General features: G+C 47.0%; 14 protein-coding genes and 4 pseudogenes. All 18 read left to right on the top strand.

Annotation, left to right across the window (positions count from 1 at the left end; genetic code table 11):
* Position 1 precedes the first annotated feature (1 nt).
* The 18 genes and pseudogenes from ASL14_RS01265 to rbfA all read left to right on the top strand — a co-directional run bounded on the left by ASL14_RS01265 (position 2) and on the right by rbfA (position 20,241).
* On the top strand, positions 2 to 625 hold the full coding sequence (locus ASL14_RS01265; protein WP_134910104.1) for a hypothetical protein: 624 nt from the start codon (positions 2 to 4) through the stop codon (positions 623 to 625).
* Positions 622 to 1,269, top strand: coding sequence for an endolytic transglycosylase MltG (locus ASL14_RS01260; RefSeq protein WP_134910102.1), 648 nt, complete (start codon positions 622 to 624; stop codon positions 1,267 to 1,269). The genes ASL14_RS01265 and ASL14_RS01260 overlap by 4 nt, the downstream gene beginning before the upstream one ends.
* A gap of 259 nt (positions 1,270 to 1,528) precedes the next feature.
* Entirely contained in the window at positions 1,529 to 2,227 is a 699-nt protein-coding gene (rpsB, locus tag ASL14_RS01255; RefSeq protein WP_013309916.1) for a 30S ribosomal protein S2, read from the top strand.
* 132 nt (positions 2,228 to 2,359) lie between these two features.
* Positions 2,360 to 3,007, top strand: coding sequence for a translation elongation factor Ts (gene tsf, locus ASL14_RS01250; RefSeq protein ID WP_134910100.1), 648 nt, complete (start codon positions 2,360 to 2,362; stop codon positions 3,005 to 3,007).
* 125 nt (positions 3,008 to 3,132) lie between these two features.
* Complete coding sequence (pyrH, locus tag ASL14_RS01245) at positions 3,133 to 3,861, top strand: UMP kinase (RefSeq protein ID WP_013309918.1); 729 nt, start codon at positions 3,133 to 3,135, stop codon at positions 3,859 to 3,861.
* Complete coding sequence (frr, locus tag ASL14_RS01240) at positions 3,861 to 4,415, top strand: ribosome recycling factor (RefSeq protein ID WP_025684954.1); 555 nt, start codon at positions 3,861 to 3,863, stop codon at positions 4,413 to 4,415. Before pyrH ends, frr begins: the two co-directional genes overlap by 1 nt.
* A gap of 84 nt (positions 4,416 to 4,499) precedes the next feature.
* On the top strand, positions 4,500 to 5,267 hold the full coding sequence (locus ASL14_RS01235) for an undecaprenyl pyrophosphate synthase (RefSeq protein WP_134910098.1): 768 nt from the start codon (positions 4,500 to 4,502) through the stop codon (positions 5,265 to 5,267).
* 17 nt (positions 5,268 to 5,284) lie between these two features.
* Positions 5,285 to 6,076: a phosphatidate cytidylyltransferase gene (locus ASL14_RS01230; RefSeq protein WP_134910096.1), complete on the top strand. Its 792-nt coding sequence runs from the start codon at positions 5,285 to 5,287 to the stop codon at positions 6,074 to 6,076.
* Between the two features lie 82 nt (positions 6,077 to 6,158).
* A complete protein-coding gene (locus ASL14_RS01225) occupies positions 6,159 to 7,298 on the top strand; it encodes a 1-deoxy-D-xylulose-5-phosphate reductoisomerase (RefSeq protein ID WP_134910094.1) in 1,140 nt (379 codons plus the stop codon).
* 107 nt (positions 7,299 to 7,405) lie between these two features.
* A complete protein-coding gene (gene rseP, locus ASL14_RS01220; protein ID WP_134910092.1) occupies positions 7,406 to 8,677 on the top strand; it encodes an RIP metalloprotease RseP in 1,272 nt (423 codons plus the stop codon).
* A gap of 50 nt (positions 8,678 to 8,727) precedes the next feature.
* Positions 8,728 to 10,176: a proline--tRNA ligase gene (proS, locus tag ASL14_RS01215; RefSeq protein WP_134910090.1), complete on the top strand. Its 1,449-nt coding sequence runs from the start codon at positions 8,728 to 8,730 to the stop codon at positions 10,174 to 10,176.
* 215 nt (positions 10,177 to 10,391) lie between these two features.
* Positions 10,392 to 14,706: pseudogene (locus ASL14_RS01210) on the top strand (PolC-type DNA polymerase III).
* 311 nt (positions 14,707 to 15,017) lie between these two features.
* Positions 15,018 to 15,477, top strand: a pseudogene (gene rimP / locus ASL14_RS01205) (ribosome maturation factor RimP).
* 122 nt (positions 15,478 to 15,599) lie between these two features.
* Positions 15,600 to 16,672, top strand: a pseudogene (gene nusA / locus ASL14_RS01200) (transcription termination factor NusA).
* A 23-nt stretch (positions 16,673 to 16,695) separates the two neighbouring features.
* A pseudogene (rnpM, locus tag ASL14_RS01195) lies at positions 16,696 to 17,003 on the top strand (RNase P modulator RnpM).
* On the top strand, positions 16,996 to 17,319 hold the full coding sequence (locus ASL14_RS01190; RefSeq protein WP_013309928.1) for a L7Ae/L30e/S12e/Gadd45 family ribosomal protein: 324 nt from the start codon (positions 16,996 to 16,998) through the stop codon (positions 17,317 to 17,319). Before rnpM ends, ASL14_RS01190 begins: the two are co-directional and overlap by 8 nt.
* On the top strand, positions 17,312 to 19,870 hold the full coding sequence (gene infB / locus ASL14_RS01185; protein ID WP_134910088.1) for a translation initiation factor IF-2: 2,559 nt from the start codon (positions 17,312 to 17,314) through the stop codon (positions 19,868 to 19,870). The genes ASL14_RS01190 and infB overlap by 8 nt, the downstream gene beginning before the upstream one ends.
* 20 nt (positions 19,871 to 19,890) lie before the next feature.
* Positions 19,891 to 20,241 carry a 30S ribosome-binding factor RbfA gene (gene rbfA, locus ASL14_RS01180; RefSeq protein ID WP_014281122.1) on the top strand — a complete coding sequence of 117 codons (351 nt, stop codon included), beginning with the start codon at positions 19,891 to 19,893 and terminating at the stop codon, positions 20,239 to 20,241.
* Positions 20,242 to 20,289 lie beyond the last annotated feature (48 nt).

The raw sequence follows: 20,289 nt of genomic DNA, 5'->3' as shown, positions 1-20,289 counted from the left end.
AGTGGATCAACCATGGATATATATTGTTCTGCTGGGTGCCGCAGCTGTTGTCTACGCCTGGCTGCTGCCCAAGCGGCAGGCAGGCCGGGGAACAGAAGAGGTCGTCGTCCAAAAGGTCGAGGCCACCTTGGAGCAATATATGGCCGATATTGAAAACGACAATGATGAGCTGATTGAGCTCGTATCCAGGATAAAGCAGGAACATGCGGTTAAACAGGCCTCATTGCAGGAGCAAGTGGCTGAGCTTCGGAACCGGATTGTGGAGCTTGAACGCCAGGCTGCGCTTGCTTCAGTTTCTACACAGTCAGTGTCTGGATCTGAGGTACTACATACAGGTACCCCGCATCAGGTGGTGGCGGCTTATGGTCAGTTCCGCAATACGCAGTCTGCTATTCCCATGCAGGCAGAGCAGTCTGACGCCTCTATTGTAGCTGTGGAAGAGCAGGCGCCGTTGCAAGAAGCTGAGCCGGAAGCTCAGCAGGAATCTATCCGTGAGCGTTATCAGGAACTGTTCTCGCTGTATGAGCAGGGCAAATCGGTGGATTACATTGCTAAGCAATCAGGCATCCAACGGGGCGAGGTACAGCTCATATTACAACTGGCGGAACGGGAGGATCTGACGTGATCAAAAATCGTTCATTCATGCTGGGTATGGGCACCGGACTTATTACAGGCGCACTGTTGCTGCAACTGGCGATGATCGGTCAGGGTCAATCGCAGCCGTCTTCAGTAGACCCGAAAAATATGACTCGTGAGCAATTGGAGGAGGCGGCAGCCGGACTGAATCTTCAAATCAGTGATAGTTCTGATCCGAAGATGACAGAAGAGGAATGGCGTAACAAGGTGATCAAGGAAGGCAATAAAACACCGGTTGCTCCCAAAAAGGCAGAAGCGGCGCAAATTCCATCGACACCAAAGAAACCTGCAAGCAGTACACCTTCGGCTGCTTCTAAGCCTTCAGCAAGCACGACTGCACTCCAAAGTCCGGATAAGCCGCAAACTAAAGGTTCGAGTGCTACGACTACTCCAGATATGCCTAAACAGCCAGCCACTCCGCAAGTGCAATATAGCATTGCATCGGGAAGCAATCTGAGGAGTGTGGCATCTGGTTTGCAGAAGGCGGGCGTCGTATCGGATGCCAGCGCGTTTGAGGCAGAGGCTAAGGCTCAAAAAATCAATACCAAAATCCGTACCGGTACCTATGAGTTTGCCAAGGGTGAGGATTTCGGTTCTATCATTACTAAAATTACAAAGAAGCCGTCCAACTGACCGTGATATCGGGAAGTGGGCGGTTTTTATTTTTCGCTAGAAAGCTCTACGGGCGGGAATAATCAGTCACATTTCGCGCTAATCCTGCTATTGTCGAAAAGTTGGTTGCAACGCTGCGGGTGTTATGGTATATTAATTGACGGTGTTAAAAACGCACGTCGATTAATTTTGTAAAGGGTGCTTTCCCAATGGAAAGTCTTTGCGAGAAATGATGTCGGCGGAGGACACACAAAAAACCAAACTTAGGAGGTGCGTGAAGATGGCAGTAATCTCCATGAAACAGCTTCTGGAAGCTGGGGTTCACTTTGGTCACCAAACACGTCGCTGGAACCCGAAAATGGATCGTTATATCTTCACTGAAAGAAACGGTATTTACATCATTGACTTGCAAAAGACAGTGAAAAAGGTTGAGGAAGCTTACAACTTCGTAAAAAGCATTGCAGCTGAGAATGGTACAATCCTGTTCGTAGGCACGAAGAAACAAGCGCAAGATTCCGTTAAAGAAGAGGCAGCACGCGCTGGTCAATTCTACATCAACCAACGTTGGTTGGGCGGTACGCTCACTAACTTCCAAACCATTCAAAAACGTATTGATCGTTTGAAACAACTGGAAGCTTGGGAAGAAGACGGTACTTTCGCAGTTCTTCCTAAAAAAGAAGTTATCATTCTCCGTAAAGAGAAAGATCGTCTTGAAAAATTCTTGGGCGGTATCAAAAACATGAAGGGCCTTCCAAGCGCTCTGTTCATCATTGATCCACGCAAAGAACGTATCGCGGTTGCTGAAGCTCGCAAATTGGGTATCCCAATCGTGGGTATCGTTGATACAAACTGCGATCCAGACGAAATTGACTATGTTATCCCAGGTAATGACGACGCGATTCGCGCTGTTAAATTGCTGACAGGTAAAATGGCTGATGCAGTTATGGAAGCTAATCAAGGCGAAGAAACTACAGCATAATATTTCCTTGCGGAAATACTTATATGAATTAAATGAAAAGGGTGGTTGGCAGGTGTATAACCTCTCACTACCCTTTTTTTAAGGGATAAAGCTTGTGTACACCACTGAAAATTAAATTTGGAGGGAAATAATATGGCAGTTAATGCTAGCGCAGTAAAAGAGCTACGTGAAAAAACAGGCGCAGGAATGCTGGATTGTAAAAAAGCGCTTGAAGAAGCAAACGGTGATTTGACAAAAGCAGTTGAAGTTCTGCGTGAAAAAGGACTTGCGGCTGCAGCGAACAAAGCAGGCCGTATCGCTACTGAAGGCGTTGTTGAATCCTACATCCATGCTGGCGGCCGTATCGGCGTACTGGTAGAAGTAAACTGCGAAACAGACTTCGTCGCTAAAACAGACCAGTTCAGAGATTTTGTACGTGACATCGCTATGCATATCGCTGCATCGAACCCTCGTTATGTTCGTCGCGAAGAAGTGCCACAGGAAGAGATCGAAAAAGAAAAAGAAATCCTGAAAGCACAAGCTTTGAACGAAGGCAAACCAGAAAAAATCGTTGAGAAAATGGTTGAAGGCCGCATCGGTAAATTCTATGAAGAGTTCTGTCTGTTGGAGCAATCTTTCATTAAAGATCCGGACAAAACAATCTCCACACTCATCAACGAAAAAATCAGCACCATTGGCGAAAATATTTCCCTGCGTCGTTTTGTTCGTTTTGAACTGGGCGAAGGTTTGGAGAAAAAAGAAGACAACTTCTACGAAGAAGTTATGTCTCAAGTGAAATAATAATTACCAACGAACGGTAATTGCATACGGAAAGAGCAAAGAATTGGAACACATCAGTGTTCCTTTTCTTGCAACAGGACATCTATCCTGTACATAATATATAGTCGATATTGGAGGGTGATCATTTGGAAAAACCTGTTTTTAAGCGTGTTGTTCTGAAAGTCAGCGGAGAGTCGCTGTCCGGCCCGAACGGTTACGGTATTGATGCGGATACAATTGCGTCGATCGCCGAGCAGGTCAAGGACGTTGTCGAACTGGGAGTAGAAGTTGCTATCGTGTGCGGAGGCGGCAACATTTGGCGGGGTATTGCCGGAAGCGCCAACGGAATTGACCGGGCAACAGCGGATTACATGGGGATGCTGGCAACGGTGATGAACTCACTGGCACTACAGGATGCTTTGGAACAAATTGAAGTTCCTACGCGTGTACAGACATCTATCGCAATGCAGCAAATTGCTGAGCCTTACATTCGTCGTAGAGCTATCCGCCATCTGGAAAAAGGCCGTGTTGTTATTTTTGCGGCAGGTACAGGGAATCCGTTCTTCTCAACCGATACTACAGCTGCTTTGCGTGCTGCCGAAATTGAGGCTGAAGTGATTCTGATGGCTAAAAATAAAGTGGACGGCGTGTATTCAGCTGATCCGTTTAAAGACAGCACAGCCGAGAAGTATGAGCAACTTACGTATTTGGATGTGCTCAACAAAAATCTCGGTGTCATGGACTCCACGGCTTCCTCGCTGTGCATGGATAACAATATTCCGTTGATTGTCTTTGCTATTACAGAGCAAGGTAACATTAAACGTGTCGTGTTGGGTGAGAAAATTGGCACGATCGTCAAAGGGAGTGTAAATTAATGCCACAATCTGTGAAAAAGAGCGCTGAAGAGCGCATGCATAAAGCAATTCAGTCGTTGCAACGTGACCTTGCATCTTTGCGCGCTGGTCGGGCGACGCCAGCTCTACTGGATCGCGTTCAGGTTGAGTACTACGGTGCAATGACTCCAGTCAATCAGTTAGCTAATGTAAATACACCGGACAGCAGGACTTTGATGATTCAGCCTTGGGATAAATCCTCCTTGGCCGACATTGAGCGTGCTATCCAAAAATCCGATCTGGGGTTGACTCCTTCCAATGACGGGAATACCATTCGCCTGAGTATTCCTGCTTTGACAGAAGAACGCAGAACCGATCTGGTGAAGCTGACGAAAAAGAACGGCGAAGAAGCGAAGGTCGCCATTCGTAACATTCGTCGCGATGCGAATGATGATATTAAAAAAATGGAGAAAACTGATATATCCGAGGATGAATCCCGTAAATATCAGGAAGAAATCCAGAAAACGACAGATAAATTTATCGCCGAAGTGGATAAAGTTTTGGCTGCAAAAGAAAAAGAAATTATGGAAGTATAAGAGACTGGTAGCCCCTCCCTTACGGTGGGGTTTGTCTCTTTTCAAGCCTGAGGCACATTTTCAGAGAATGCTGGAGGAACTGGAATGATCAAACGGGTTCGGTCTTGGTGGAACGGGGAACAAAAACAGCAAACACCGGCCATTTCAAAAGACAATATTCCGCAGCATGTTGCTGTCATCATGGATGGGAACGGCAGATGGGCCAAACGGATTGGAATGCCGCGGATTGTAGGGCATCAAAATGGAATGAAGGCAGTGAAGCGCACAGCAATTGCTGCGGATGAACTGGGCATTAAATATTTGACCTTATTTGCCTTTTCAACTGAAAATTGGTCGCGTCCCAAGGATGAAGTCGATTTTTTGATGCGGCTGCCGCAAGAATTTTTGGCTATTGAGCTTGACGAGCTGATTGAAAAAAATGTACAAGTACGTATGATGGGAAATAAGGAGCATTTGCCTTCTCATACCGTTGATGCGCTGACTGAAGCGACTCGGCGAACTGAAAATAATACCGGACTTGTTCTTAATTTTGCATTGAATTATGGAAGTCGGCTAGAAATCACTGAATGTATGCAAGCGTTGGGTCGTGAAATTGAGGATGGGAAGCTTAAACCCGGAGATATTACGCCCGAACTCATTGAGAACTCTTTGCTCTCCAGCGGTATGCCGGATCCTGATCTTCTGATTCGGACAAGTGGCGAGCTGAGACTCAGCAATTTTATGCTCTGGCAACTTGCTTACAGTGAGCTATGGTTTACTGATATTTATTGGCCTGAGTTTAAGAAAGAGCATTTATACGAAGCAGTGGTCGAATATCAGCGGAGATCACGGCGGTATGGCGGGCTGAAGTAAATGGAGGATGAAAGCCGTTGAGACAGAGATTGATTACCGGTATTGTGGCAGGCGCATTTTTTTTGGCGATGGTCCTGTGGGGCGGATTGGCCTACCATTTGCTCATTTTGGCCATGGCCCTAATCGGATTCTATGAATTCGCGCGGATGACCAATGTATCTCCTTTCAGCAGTACGGCGTTAGTTGGCTATGCAGGAATATTAACTTTTGTATTTCCTTATCAGCCCTTGGGTCTGCACTCACCATTACCGTCTATAAGTCTGCTTTGGCTGCTGATGATTATTTTTATGATCATTACGGTGGGAACGAAAAATAAAATCACAATTCAAACGGTGTCCATACTATTTCTCGGTACTGTTTATATAGGCTTTGGATTTTCGTATATTGCGGAATCACGCCATATGGAACATGGGCTTTTATGGACCTTTTTGTTGCTGGCTTGCATTTGGGCAAGTGATGCAGGGGCTTATTTTGTAGGTAAAATGGCGGGGAAGACAAAGCTATGGCCTGCGATCAGTCCAAATAAAACAGTCGAAGGGTCTATAGGCGGGATTGTTTTAGCGTTGGCTACAGCACTGATATTTGCCGGATTGTCAGAAGGGCTGCTGCCATGGGACAAAGCTTTCGCTATCGGTTTATCTTGTGCAGTTGTGGGTCAACTGGGCGATTTAGTGCAATCTGCGTACAAGCGGGTGTACGACATTAAAGATTCCGGTAATCTGCTGCCAGGGCACGGTGGTATACTAGACCGCTGCGACAGTTGGATTGTCGTTTTTCCATTTGTACATATGCTGATGCTGCTTCCATGACCCTTACTTGGTGGTTACAGATTATGCTCAGGTTAAAATTAGCTGCAGAGTAACGGTTATTTTCAAGATAGGAAGGTGCTTCATGAAAAGAATTACGGTACTCGGTTCAACCGGGTCTATTGGAACACAGACACTGGATGTCGTATCTATGCACCCGGATCAGTTTGCCGTAGAGGCTTTAGCAGGTGGCTCAAATATAAAGTTGCTTGTCGAGCAGGCGAATCTATACCAACCCAAGAAGGTGTCCGTTGGCACCAAGCAATTGGCGGAGGAAATCCGTCCTTTGTTGCCTTCCGGAATGGAACTGCATTGGGGGAATGAAGGACTCGTCGAACTAGCTGCGAATACGGATGCAGATATGGTTGTGACAGCTGTAATGGGCAGTGTCGGATTGCACTCCACGCTGGCCGCGATTGAGGCTGGAAAACAGATCGGTTTGGCCAATAAGGAAACACTGGTTACCGCCGGTCATCTGGTCACAGAACGGGCCCGGGCGAAAGGAGTGCCGTTGCTGCCGATTGACAGTGAGCATTCAGCTATTTTTCAATGCTTGAATGGTGAGCGTATGAAAGATGTGGCACATATTACTCTCACGGCATCGGGCGGTTCTTTTCGTGATTTGACAAGGGAACAGCTTCGTGAGGTTACGGTGGAAGATGCGCTCAAGCATCCCAATTGGTCGATGGGTGCCAAAATTACGATTGATTCGGCAACGATGGTAAACAAAGGGTTAGAGGTCATTGAGGCGCACTGGTTGTTCGGACTTGATTATGAGCGGATTCACGTGCTATTGCATCCTGAAAGTATCATTCATTCCTATGTAGAATTTGTGGATACCAGTATTGTCGCTCAACTAGGTAACCCTGATATGAGAGTTCCTATTCAATACGCCTTAACATATCCTGAACGGATGAAGTCTCCCGCCAAGCCGCTGTCATTGGCTGAGGTGGGAAGGCTCCATTTTAAGGAAATGGATTTTAATCGTTTTCCTTGTTTAAGGCTTGCCTTTGAATGTGGTAAAATGGGTGGTACAGCACCAACTGCATTTAATGCGGCTAATGAGATTGCTGTTGACCGTTTTCTGCGTGGAGAAATTCCTTTTCTGCATATCGAAGCCGTTATTGAGCGTGTATTGGAACGGCATGTCAATGTTACTAACCCCGATTTGGCTGCGATTGAAGCCTGTGATCGTGAGGTTCGCAGCATAGCTGCCGGGATATAGGCTGACTTTGGGTTCGGAAGTGAATTGTGATTCTCTTGTGTGGGATCGGAGAATAATGATAATCTAGGAAGACAAACTCGATCTCATTGAAAGGGGAACGGAAACGATTGGAAACGATTCGAATAGTTTTGATGACGGTGCTCATGTTTTTCGTCATAGTGACGGTGCATGAATGGGGGCATTATTATTTTGCCAAACGCGCCGGGATTCTGGTCCGGGAGTTTGCGATCGGTTTCGGTCCGAAACTGTTTTCTTATAAAAGAAACGAGACGCGATTTACACTACGTTTGCTGCCGTTTGGTGGTTTCGCTCGCATGGCGGGAGAAGATCCGGAAATCAATGAAATTGAAACCGGACAAACAATTGCTGTACGCGTAACGGACGGTGTCGTCAAAACCATTTATTTGGACCAGTTGGATAACCGCAAAAATGTGGTGCGCGGTGAAGTCCAGCACATTGATCTAGAGCAGGCACTGACTGTAAAATTGGATGTGGATGGCGAAGATCAGCAATATACGGTGCACCCACAAGCGATGATGGTAACCAAAGGACAATCCATCCAGATTGCGCCTAAGGATCGACAGTATGGCAGCAAAACAGTAGGACAGCGTGCTCTGGCTATCTTTGCCGGACCCCTGATGAATTTTATTCTTGCCTTTGTGCTGTTTGGTCTGCATATCCAGATGGTCGGCGTACAAGTGGACAACCCGACTTATGTTCAGATTAGTGACATTACAGCGGGGATGCCTGCTGCTGAAGCTGATTTGCATAAGGGAGATATCATTGAATCAGTCAACGGGGTTGCAATTGGTGCGAATGTTGAAAATATGATCAAACTGATTGCCGATTCCCAAGACAAGCCGATGAAGTGGGTTGTTCGCCGGGATAACAAAACTTTTGATCTGACGATTACACCTCGTGCAATGGAAGGACAAAAGGGCGGTAAAGTGGGCATCGTGCCTGAACTTCCGACACGGCAAGCCGGAGTCGGGGAAACGTTTAAATTTGCCGGACAATCCATGGTACGAACGACGGACATTATTTTCCAGGGATTTAGTCAGCTTATCCAACGTTTCTCCATTAATGATCTGGGAGGTCCGGTACGTACTTTTGAAGTGACAGGACAAATTGCCAAGCAGGGCATTGAGCAGCTTACGTATTGGACTGCTATAATGAGTCTTTATTTGGGGATATTTAATCTATTGCCAATTCCGGCGCTGGATGGAAGCAGACTTGTTTTCCTCGGTGTAGAGGCGGTAAGAGGACGTCCGGTTGATCCGAGTAGGGAAGGTATGGTCCATTTTGTTGGTTTTGCCATGTTATTCCTGCTCATGATTGCGGTCACGTACAATGATATTTTACGATTAATTAACGGTTAATTAGAGACGGACTTATATAAAAGGGTCTGTATGGGAGGACATGCGTTTCTATGTCGAACGATAAACAGTTTGTCGAGGAAATTACGCCACAGAGCGAAGATTTTTCCCGATGGTATATTGATGTTATTAAAAAAGCTGAACTGATGGATTACTCCCCGGTTCGCGGATGTATTGTGTTCCGTCCCGACGGTTTTGAAATTTGGGAACATATCAAGGAAGCCATGGATGTACGTTTCAAAGAAACAGGTCATCGCAATGCCTATTTTCCGATGTTCATTCCTGAGAGTTTTTTCCAGAAGGAAAAAGAGCATGTCGAAGGGTTTAACCCGGAGCTTCCTTGGGTAACCGAGGCTGGCGGGGAAAAGCTGGAGGAGCGCCTTGCGATCCGTCCGACTTCAGAGACAATGATCGGTCATATGTACTCCAAATGGATTCAATCCTATCGTGATCTGCCAGTGCTTATCAACCAATGGGCTAACGTGGTTCGTTGGGAAAAACGCACGCTTCCTTTCTTGCGTACGAGTGAGTTTTTGTGGCAGGAAGGTCACACTGCTCATGAAAATGAAGAAGAAGCACGCGAAGAAACGATGAAAATGCTGGAAGTATACCGCGAGGTTATCGAGGAAGTGCTGGCTATCCCGGTTATTACCGGGCAAAAAACGCCTTCTGAAAAATTTGCAGGTGCGAAGGATACTTTCTCACTGGAAGCGATGATGAAGGATGGGCGTGCGGTGCAGGCGGGAACTTCCCACTACATGGGAACCAATTTTGCCGTTGCTTTTGATATTAAATACTTGAGCCGGGACAATAACCTGGAATACGCTCATACCACTTCATGGGGAACAAGCACGCGTCTGATTGGTGCGCTGATTATGGTTCATGGGGATGACCGTGGTTTGGTTTTGCCTCCTAAGGTTGCGCCTACACAGGTCATTATGGTGCCTATCGGGCCACCTAAGAAGCGTGAAGCAGTTATTGCCCGTGCAGATGAACTGTTCGCTGAACTGAAACAGGTGGGCGTACGTGTGAAAATGGACGATCGCAGTGATGTGAGTCCTGGTTGGAAGTTTAACGAATATGAAATGCGCGGTGTACCGGTGCGTCTGGAAATCGGACCTCGTGATATGGAAAATGGTGTTTGCGTGCTCGTATCCCGTATCAGTGGCGAGAAAAAGATTGTACAGCAGGATAACCTTGTTGAGGAAGTCCATGCGATGCTGGCACAGGTACAGCAGGAAATGTTTGATCGTGCCAAGAGCTTTATGGATGAAAACTTCTATTCCGTAGATACGCTGGATGAAATGAAGGCGCTCATGGAAGAGAAACGCGGCTTTACTTTGGCAGGCTGGTGCGGATCTGAAGAATGTGAAGACAAGGTCAAAGAAGTGACAGGCGCTACAAGCCGCAATATACCTTTTAAAACTACTGAGCAAAAGACCACATGTCTGTGCTGCGGCAAACCAGCCAAGCATACTGTAGTGTTCGCACGGGCGTACTAATAAAGAAGTAAAGCTATACCACTATACTCACTTCATTCTCTCCGCCAACGAGCATAACCGAAAGGGGTTGCTATGGTGTAGGATTGAGGGGTTACGAAAAGCTTTTGCGGTCGGAGATGTTTTAGACGCAGAAGCTTTTCATGTTTTCAGAATTGCAGATTTGGAACCGAGGTACGATTAAAGTTGTTAAGTCAATGGAAAACGGGGGGAGAGCCATGGGCGGAGCTGAAGAAAAGAGAAAACGGCTGGAACTGCTGATGAAGCAGGTGGTGATGCCGGAGGGAGTGGTGGAGCCTTATTTCCTAGACGGTTGGATTGAGCAGGTGGAAATAAGCCGTACCAACAAGGATTGGAATATTATCATCGCCAAGGAAACACTGGTTCCCGCTCAGGTATATCGGGCCTTCTGTATTCAAGTGCAGGAGAAAATGAACCACATCGCTAAAATCACCTTTCGGTTTCGGTATAGTGAGCAAGTTCAGTCTGCGGATATCATCAGTGAATACTGGAAACTTTTTCTGGAATGGGTGCACCGTGAAATCCCATCCGTGAACGGCTGGATGACCCGGGCTGTACATGAATGGGAGGACGGCCTGTTATTGTTGACGATGAGCGATAGCATGTCACTGGAGCTGGCACGTAAAAAGCAGATTGACCAAGCAATCATCAAATTCTACGATAAATATTTTGGTCTCTCGATGCGTATTAAAATCCAGGTGGGTGAAAGTAATCAGGAGGCTTTGCAGCAGTTTCAAGAGAAAAAGATGCAGGAAGAACGTGAAGTTATTCAGCAGATGATGGAAAGCATGGAATCGGAAATGCCGCCAGTGGATGAAGAAGAGGGAGATGTAAGGCTTCAATTTGGCTATGACATCAAGGAACCGCCTGTTCCGATGCAGGACATTCAGGATGAAGAGAAGAAAGTCACATTACAAGGGACGATCTTCGGTCTGGATAGCAAAGAACTACGTAACGGAAGTACGTTGTTTACGTATTATTTGACTGACTTTAGTGATTCGCTGCAAATGAAAATGTTTGCCAAAACAAAAGAAGATCTAAAAATTCTCAGCTTGCTGGCTAACGGTAAATGGGTTAAAGTCCGTGGTCGCGTCGAATATGATCGTTTTATGCAAATTCCTGAGCTGGTTATGATTCCTTCTGATCTGGTAGAGGTGCAGGCTCCTCCTTCCCGTAAAGATAATGCAGAGGAAAAACGGGTTGAGTTTCATCTTCATACGAAGATGAGCGCGATGGATGCTGTAAGCTCCATTGACCAGTATGTTAAAACAGCCGCCAAGTGGGGGCACAAGGCGATTGCGGTCACCGATCATGGTGGAGTGCAATGTTATCCCGATGCCGCTAAGACCGCCAAGAAAAACGGAATTAAAATGATCTACGGTATCGAGGCCAATGTGGTCAACGATGCGGTTGAGGTTGTAATGCAGTCACAGCCGCTTAATTTGAAAACAGCGACTTATGTCGTTTTTGATATTGAAACCACCGGGCTATCAGTTACACAAAATAGAATTATTGAGATTGCCGCTGTTAAAATGCATGAAGGCAAAGAGGTTGACCGTTATGCTACCTTTGTAAATCCACATGAGCGTATTCCTTACAATATCCAGCAATTGACCAACATTAACGATGAAATGGTCAAGGATGCACCTGATGTGGAGCCCGTTATGAAGGAATTCGTGGCTTTTGCAGGCGATGCTGTATTAGTTGCTCATAATGCGCGATTTGATGTCGGCTTTATCCAGGCAACGCTTAGGAACATGGGATTGCCTGAGATGACGAACCCAGTACTCGATACACTGGAATTGGCTCGCTTGTTGTTCCCGACAATGAAGAATCATCGTCTGAACACACTGACCACCAAATATAAGGTTGCGCTCGAAAGTCATCACCGGGCCATTGATGATACAGTTGCGCTAACGGAAGTGCTGAATGGACTTTTGAATGATGCAGAACAAATTAAAGGCTTAAAAATGCTCGACCGCTTGAACGACTATGTGGGTAAGGATTTATCGACCGTTCGTCCTTTCCACTGCTGCATTTATGCGCTTAATCCGATTGGCAAAAAAAATCTGTACAAGCTGGTTTCAATGTCACATACCGAATATTTTAAGCGTGTCCCTTGTATTCCTAAATCGAAATTGTCAGAGATGAGAGACGGGCTGCTTATTATTTCAGGTTGCGAAAAGGGAGAGTTTTTCGAGGCTGTGCTGAACAAGTCGGAGGAGGAAGCCGAGGAAATCGCCCAGTTTTATGATGTGCTGGAGATCCAGCCTTTAACTATGTACATGCATCTGGTGGAAAAACAACTGGTAAGTGGCCCTGATGCTCTGAAAACGGCAGTTCGTAAAGTATGCGAAATTGGGCGGCGACTTGATAAGCCCGTTATTGCTACAGGCAATGTTCACTATTTGGAAACGCGTGATAAGCTGTACCGAGATATCACGATACATGGAATTACTGGCTTTAGCCCGTTAAAAGATATCCGGAAACCGGATGCGCATTTGCGCACGACAGACGAAATGCTGGCAGAATTCGAGTTTCTGGGCGAGGAGAAAGCCTATGAAGTCGTTGTGAAGAATACCAGCGAGCTGGCGGATCGGTTTGAGGAATTGGAGCTGTTCCCTGACAAGCTGTTTACACCGTTGCTGGATGGGGCAGACGAGGAAATCCGCAATACTTGCTACGAGACGGCTAAATCCATTTATGGTGAGGAATTGCCCGAGGTGGTCGTAGCCCGTCTGGAGAAAGAACTGGAGCCGATTATTAAATACGGTTTCTCTGCCAACTATCTCATTTCCGAGCGTCTGGTTAAAAAGTCCAATCAGGATGGATACCTGGTAGGTTCACGGGGTTCTGTTGGATCTTCTGTGGTCGCTACCTTCCTCGGTATTTCCGAGGTTAATCCACTGCCTGCCCATTATATTTGCGGTAATCCTGAATGCAGACATAGCGAATGGATTTTGGATGGTAGTGTGCCAAGCGGATTTGACTTACCTGACAAAAACTGCCCGCAATGCGGTGGCAAGCTGAAGGGTGAAGGACAGGATATTCCGTTTGAAACGTTCCTTGGGTTTAAGGGAGATAAAGTTCCCGATATTGACTTGAACTTCTCCGGGGAATATCAGCCAGTCGCACATAATTATACGAAAGTACTGTTTGGAGAGAAAAGCGTATTCCGTGCTGGAACCATCGGTACGGTTGCCGAGAAAACGGCCTTTGGCTTTGCGAAGAAATTTGAAGAGGCGCATCATAAAAAATGGCGCGGGGCCGAACTGAACAGGCTGGCTTCCGGCTGTACGGGCGTCAAACGCAGCACCGGACAGCATCCGGGCGGGATCGTCGTCGTTCCCGATTATATTGAGGTTGAGGACATTACGCCGGTACAATTCCCGGCTGATGATACAAGCTCGGAATGGAAAACGACGCATTTTGATTATCATGCTTTTGACGCGAACTTGCTCAAGCTCGATATTCTGGGCCATGATGATCCGACCATGATGAGAATGCTTCAGGATTTGACCGGTGTCGACCCAACAACGATTCCGATGAATGATCCGAAGGTCATGAGCATGTTTAATTCCACGGAGGCGCTTGGTGTAACGCCGCAGCAAATCCGTACTCCTGTCGCAACCTATGGGGTACCCGAGATGGGAACCAAGTTTGTACGCCAAATGCTAGTGGAATCACAGCCGACTTCCTTTGCCGATTTGCTGCAAATTTCCGGTTTGTCCCACGGTACGGGCGTATGGCTGGGTAACGCGCAGGATTTGATCAAGAACAATACCTGCAACATCAAGACCGTAATCGGTTGCCGGGATGATATCATGCTATTCCTGATCTACAAGGCGGGGATGGATGCAAGTCTGGCCTTTAAAATTACGGAGAGCGTGCGTAAAGGTAAGGGGCTCAGTGCGGAATGGATCGAGGAAATGAAAAATGCAAGGTGCCGCAATGGTACATTGATTCCTGTCTCAAGATCCAGTATATGTTTCCAAAGGCGCATGCCGCAGCCTATGTTATTTCAGCAGTGCGGACCGCCTATTTCAAGCTGTATTATCCGATTGAATATTATGCGACCTATTTCTCGGTACGCGCAGCCGATTTTGATATTGAGCTGTGTTGTCAGGGATATGATGCCATCGCGCGGAAAATTGTCGAAATCGAGCAGCTCGGTTTTCAGGCTCCGCCTAAGGAAAAAGGGATGCTTCCGATCCTGGAAATGGCGTTGGAAATGACAGCACGCGGTTTCAGTTTCAAGACGATTGATTTGTATCGTTCTGAAGCTACGCGTTTCAAGGTAGACGGAGATTCGCTCATTCCTCCGTTCGGGGCGCTTCAGGGGATTGGTGACAACGCGGCGCGTAACATCGCAGCCTCTCGTGAGCAGGGTGAATTTTTGTCTGTCGAGGATTTCAGCAAAAATCGAAGGCCAGTAAAACGATTGTCGAAATGCTATCCCAGATGGGCTGTTTCCGCGGACTGCCAGAGAGCAATCAGTTGTCTCTGTTTTAAACGGAATCCTAGTAGTCAAGCTCTGGCACTTGTCACATAACTACGGTTATGTTATAATTTTTTGGTAATCATGGAGATAAAACCGTTGCTTAAAGAGTGGGGAAACCCACTCTTTACTGTTTGATATACAGTTACAACGTGAAAAGACGATTTTTGGGCAGGAACCGGTACGCCGGTTTATTTGCAGTGAGCCCAAAATGAACATTACATCAAATGAAAATGGAAAATGCCGGTGATGGAGAAGCATTGTCCATGGCAATGGGGCGTCTCTTTTTCACCACAGGAAAGTTTACTTTTGGAGGTTATAATCTTTGAGCACACCAAAGATCAAGTCAGTAGTAGAAGAAATGGCCCAACCTTACCTCGATGAGCATGGTTTTGAACTGGTCGATGTCGAGTATGTCAAAGAGGGCAGCAATTGGTTCTTCGCGTTTTTGTAGACAAAGACGGGGGAATTGATCTGGACGACTGTAGTATGATCAGTGAATACCTGGGTCAAAAGCTGGACGAAAATGACCCTGTTTCTACAGCATATTTTCTGGAAGTGTCTTCACCAGGCGCTGAAAGACCGCTGAAAAAGCGGAAGACGTAACCAAAGCGGTAGGCAAAAATGTATTCGTTACTACATACGAGCCGATCAACGGTCTGAAGGAATTTGAAGGTCGTTTGCTTTCTTTTGAAGATGGGGAACTTACCGTTCAGAGCGGACAAAAGAAGCACGCCATACCTTATGACAAGGTTGCTGGAGCCAGGCTCGCGATCATATTTTAGTTCGGATTTGACCGTTGCTGTTTGACATGTGCTTCATGTTTTTTGCCTCGTGTGCCGACCAGGACGCAGGTGCATCATTTGAAAGGGGAGCAGTAATCCATGAGTATGGATTTATTGAAGCAATGAACGAGTTGGAACGGGAAAAGGGGATCAGCAAGGATGTGCTGTTTGAGGCCATTGAAGCAGCCTTGATTTCCAGCTACAAACGGAATTTCAACACCGCACAAAACGTGCGTGTCGATATGAACCGCAACTCGGGTGTCATTAAGGTATATGCCCGCAAGCTGATCGTTGAGGAGGTATTGGATCCTCGCACCGAGATTTCGTTGCCAGCGGCCCGTGAGATTAACCCGCATTTTCAGCTGGAGGATATTGCTGAAATTGAAGTTACTCCTCGTGACTTTGGACGGATTGCCGCACAGACAGCGAAGCAGGTCGTAACCCAGCGTATCCGTGAAGCGGAGCGGGGATTGATCTACAACAAGTTTGTGGACAAGGAAGAGGATATTGTAACAGGGACCGTACAACGTCAGGACCCGCGTAATATTTATATTGACCTGGGTAAGGTGGAGGCGGTTCTCCCGTTGGGCGAGTTGATGCCTAATGAGAAATTCAGTCATCTGGACCGGATTAAGGCTTATATTACCAAGGTAGAGAATACGACCAAAGGGCCGCAAATCATGTTGTCCCGCTCACATCCAGGTCTGCTTAAGCGTTTGTTCGAACTCGAGGTGCCGGAAATTTTTGACGGTGTCGTTGAGATTCGTTCTGTAGCGCGTGAAGCAGGCTTCCGTTCTAAAATCGCAGTTCATTCTCGCAATGCCGAGGTAGATCCGGTCGGTTCTTGTGTAGGACCGAGAGGAACGCGGGTGCAGACGATTGTGAATGAGTTGCGTGGTGAAAAATCGACATTGTGCGTTATTCCGATAATGTTGACGAGTATGTGGCTAATGCGCTGAGCCCGTCTAAGGTGCTTGAGGTGCAGGTGTTTGAAGAAGAAAAAATGGCGCGTGTCATCGTGCCGGATTATCAGCTTTCTCTGGCCATTGGTATCAAAGGGCAAAATGCCCGCCTTGCTGCCAAGCTTACTGGCTGGAAAATTGATATCAAGAGCGAAACGCAGGCGGAGGAAGAACTCGGCAGACCGAGAACATCCACCGATGAAATGCATCAGGATTCCGTTTCTGTAGATTAAACGGAGTGTAGGGGGGTTAATGCATGAAACAGAGAAAGATACCTTTGCGCAAGTGTGTGGCCTGTCATGAAATGATGCCTAAGAAGCAGTTGATCCGTGTCGTCAAAACCCTGAAGACGAAGTGCTGATTGACTTGACTGGCAAAAAGTCGGGACGCGGCGCTTACTTGTGCGGCAAAGCCGCCTGCTTCAAGCTTGCTCAAAAAAGCAAGGCACTGGATCGGGCATTGAAGCACTCGGTTCATGCTGATATTTATGAGCAGCTAAGTCGTGATTTTGCTGCCGTCGAGGAAGAATTCCTGGCGGCACAAGGCAGCGTGCAGGATGAATAAGGCGCTGTCTGGATTGGGCCTTGCTATGAGAGCTGGCAAGCTGCTAACAGGTGATGAGATCGTTTATAAAGCGATCAGGTCTTCAGAAGCCAAGCTAGTCATTCTTGCGAAAGATGCTTCAATGAATACTCAAAAGAAATTCCGCGACAAATGCGGGACGTACAAAATCCCCTTATTGATAGGATTTGACCGGGAAAGCTTGGGAAGCAGCATCGGCAAGCCTGAACGGGTTGTGCTGGCTGTGACGGATCAAGGATTCGCGAAATTGATCAAGAAACATGCGGGGATAATGTCGGAGGTGGAGTATATTGAGTAAACAAGAAAGCAAAGACAAAGTGCGGGTATACGAATACGCCAAATCGTTGAACATGAGCAGCAAAGAAATTATCACCATTCTTAAACGGCTGGATATTCCCGTGAACAACCATATGAGCGTCATGGAACACGATGCCGTGGGTAAAGTGGAAAAATTTTTTAAGGATATTAAATCCAATGCTGCGGCCAAGCAAGGCGGAGCAGGCACGGCGCAAGTAAGCTCGAACCAGGCCGGTTCAAGCCAGAATATTAATCATTCAACTGAGCAAACCAAAAATCAACAGGAAAAGCAGGTAAGTATGAATAGGACAAACAACAACCAAAACAGTAACCGAAGCAGCGCTCCAAAAGCGCAAGGCAGTCAGCAGGGCGGTCAAAACCGCAGTCAACAGAGTACAAGCAGACCAAGTGGACAACAAGGCAGCCAGAACCGCAGTGGCGGCCAGCAACAGGGAGGACAACAGCGCCCAAGCACTAACACGGGTTCACGTCCTCAAGGCAGCCAAAGCACCAACTCACGTCCACAAGGGAGCAGTCAAGGTGGTACGGCAGTAAGAACGGCATCATCCACGGGAGGCAGTAATGCAAACCGTAGCGGTGGTGGCAACCGTACAGGCAGCAATTCCAATAATGGCACTAACCGTTCCGGTCAAGGTCGTTTTGACGATAACCGTCAAGGCGGAGGACGCGGAGGTAACGGTGGTCGTGGTGGCAATAACCGCGGTGGTAGCAATCGTGGTGGGAAATTCAACAATCGTGGCAGAGGTCAGCAACAGGAGCGCCGCGAGAAGATCGACAATACGCCTAAGAAGATCATTGTGCGCGGTGAGATGACAGTAGGCGAAACAGCGAAGCTTCTCCACAAGGATGCATCGGAAGTTATCAAAAAGCTGATCACACTCGGAACGATGGCGACCATTAACCAGGAACTGGATATGGATACTATCCTTCTGCTTGCCGGAGATTTCGGTGTAGAAGTAGAAGTGAAAATTCCGGTCGAAGAGGATCGCTTTGAAACAGTGGAAGAAAACGATGATCCAGAGCTTCTGAAAGCACGTCCACCTGTTGTTACCATTATGGGTCACGTCGATCATGGTAAAACAACTTTGTTGGATGCTATTCGCTCCACTAATGTAACGGGCGGCGAAGCTGGTGGTATTACACAGCATATCGGTGCATACCAAGTTGAAATCAACAGCAAAAAAATCACTTTCCTGGATACACCGGGTCACGAAGCATTTACGGCTATGCGTGCTCGTGGTGCTCAAGTTACGGATATGACGATCATTGTTGTTGCGGCTGACGACGGCGTTATGCCACAGACAGTTGAAGCTATTAACCACGCGAAGGCAGCAGGCCTGCCGATTATCGTGGCTGTGAACAAGATCGACAAACCGGATGCAAATCCGGATAAAGTGAAGCAAGAACTGACCGAGTATGAATTGGTTCCTGAAGAGTGGGGCGGCGATACGATTTTCGTTAACGTTTCCGCGAAACAGAGAATGGGACTTGAAGATCTGCTCGAAATGATCCTGCTCGTAGCTGAAGTGAATGAGTACAAAGCGAACCCGGACAAACGGGCACGTGGTACGATAATCGAGGCTGAGCTGGATAAAGGCCGCGGTTCCGTAGCTCGTATCCTTGTTCAGAACGGTACCCTGAAAGTCGGCGATGCTTTCGTAGCAGGTAACTGTTTCGGACGTGTACGTGCCATGGTTAACGACAAAGGCCGCCGTCTTAAGGAAGCGGGCCCTTCCACACCGGTTGAAATCACTGGTTTGACAGAAGTGCCACTTGCTGGCGATCCGTTCATTGTGTTCGAGGATGAGCGCAAAGCTCGTGCTATCGCTGATAGACGTGCGATTACGCAACGTCAGTCCGATCTGGGCAGCAACACCCGCGTAACGCTGGATGACCTGTTCCAGCACATCAAGGATGGCGAGATGAAAGATCTGAACGTCATTATCAAAGGTGATGTGCAAGGTTCCGTCGAAGCGCTGAAAGGCTCCTTGAACAAGATTGAAGTTGAAGGTGTACGTGTTAAAATTCTTCACAGCGGTGCAGGTGCAATTACCGAATCCGATATTATTTTGGCTGCGGCTTCCAATGCCATTGTGATTGGTTTTAACGTTCGTCCGGATAATCAGGCAAAATCTACAGCTGAAGCAGAAAAAGTGGACATTCGTCTGCACCGCGTCATTTACAATGTCATTGAAGAAATCGAGCAAGCCATGAAAGGCATGTTGGATCCTGAATATAAAGAAAATGTAATTGGGCATGCTGAAGTTCGTAACGTGTTTAAAGTAACTAAGGTTGGTACGATTGCCGGTTGTATGGTGACGTCCGGTAAAATTGCCCGTTCAGCAGAAGCACGCCTGATACGTGATGGCATTGTTATTTTTGAAGGTAAAATCGACTCACTGAAACGCTTTAAGGACGACGCAAAAGAAGTTGCCCAAGGTTACGAATGCGGTATTACCCTTGATGGCTATAATGATGTTAAGGAACTCGACATTATTGAAGCGTTCGTCATGGAAACAGTGGAGCGCTAACGGCAGAGAGGTGAGCATCCATGGCTAAAATACGTACAGGTCGGGTTGGCGAGCAGATTAAGAAAGAGCTGAGCCAACTCATACAGACCGAATTAAAAGATCCCCGTATCGGTTTTATTACGGTAACGGGTGTCGATCTGACAAACGATTTGTCCCAAGCGAAAATCTACTTGAGCGTGCTTGGGGATGAGGAGCAAAAAACTTCTTCCCTGAAAGCATTGGACAAAGCGAACGGTTATCTTCGTTCTGAACTTGGCAAACGAATACGGCTCCGCCATATTCCCGAGCTGATCTTCAAAATTGACGAATCTATCGCTTATGGCAGCCGGATTGAAAAGCTGTTAAGTGATATCGACAAGGATGAAAAATAGCAAGAGCCAGTTTATCCGAAGGAACTATGAACTGAATGTAAAGGAGAC

The sequence above is a fragment of the Paenibacillus sp. IHB B 3084 genome (genome assembly GCF_001447315.1).
Classification (GTDB): Bacteria; Bacillota; Bacilli; order Paenibacillales; family Paenibacillaceae; genus Paenibacillus.
Note: the sequence above shows the minus strand (reverse complement) of the source record. Positions and strands in the feature narration are given on the sequence as shown.

Bases quoted from the DNA above. Each gene is read 5' to 3' on its own strand.
- rpsB (WP_013309916.1), top strand. From the start codon at position 1,529: ATGGCAGTAATCTCCATGAAACAGCTTCTGGAAGCTGGGGTTCACTTT.
- tsf (WP_134910100.1), top strand. From the start codon at position 2,360: ATGGCAGTTAATGCTAGCGCAGTAAAAGAGCTACGTGAAAAAACAGGC.
- frr (WP_025684954.1), top strand. From the start codon at position 3,861: ATGCCACAATCTGTGAAAAAGAGCGCTGAAGAGCGCATGCATAAAGCA.
- ASL14_RS01235 (WP_134910098.1), top strand. From the start codon at position 4,500: ATGATCAAACGGGTTCGGTCTTGGTGGAACGGGGAACAAAAACAGCAA.
- ASL14_RS01225 (WP_134910094.1), top strand. From the start codon at position 6,159: ATGAAAAGAATTACGGTACTCGGTTCAACCGGGTCTATTGGAACACAG.
- proS (WP_134910090.1), top strand. From the start codon at position 8,728: ATGTCGAACGATAAACAGTTTGTCGAGGAAATTACGCCACAGAGCGAA.
- ASL14_RS01190 (WP_013309928.1), top strand. From the start codon at position 16,996: ATGAATAAGGCGCTGTCTGGATTGGGCCTTGCTATGAGAGCTGGCAAG.
- rbfA (WP_014281122.1), top strand. From the start codon at position 19,891: ATGGCTAAAATACGTACAGGTCGGGTTGGCGAGCAGATTAAGAAAGAG.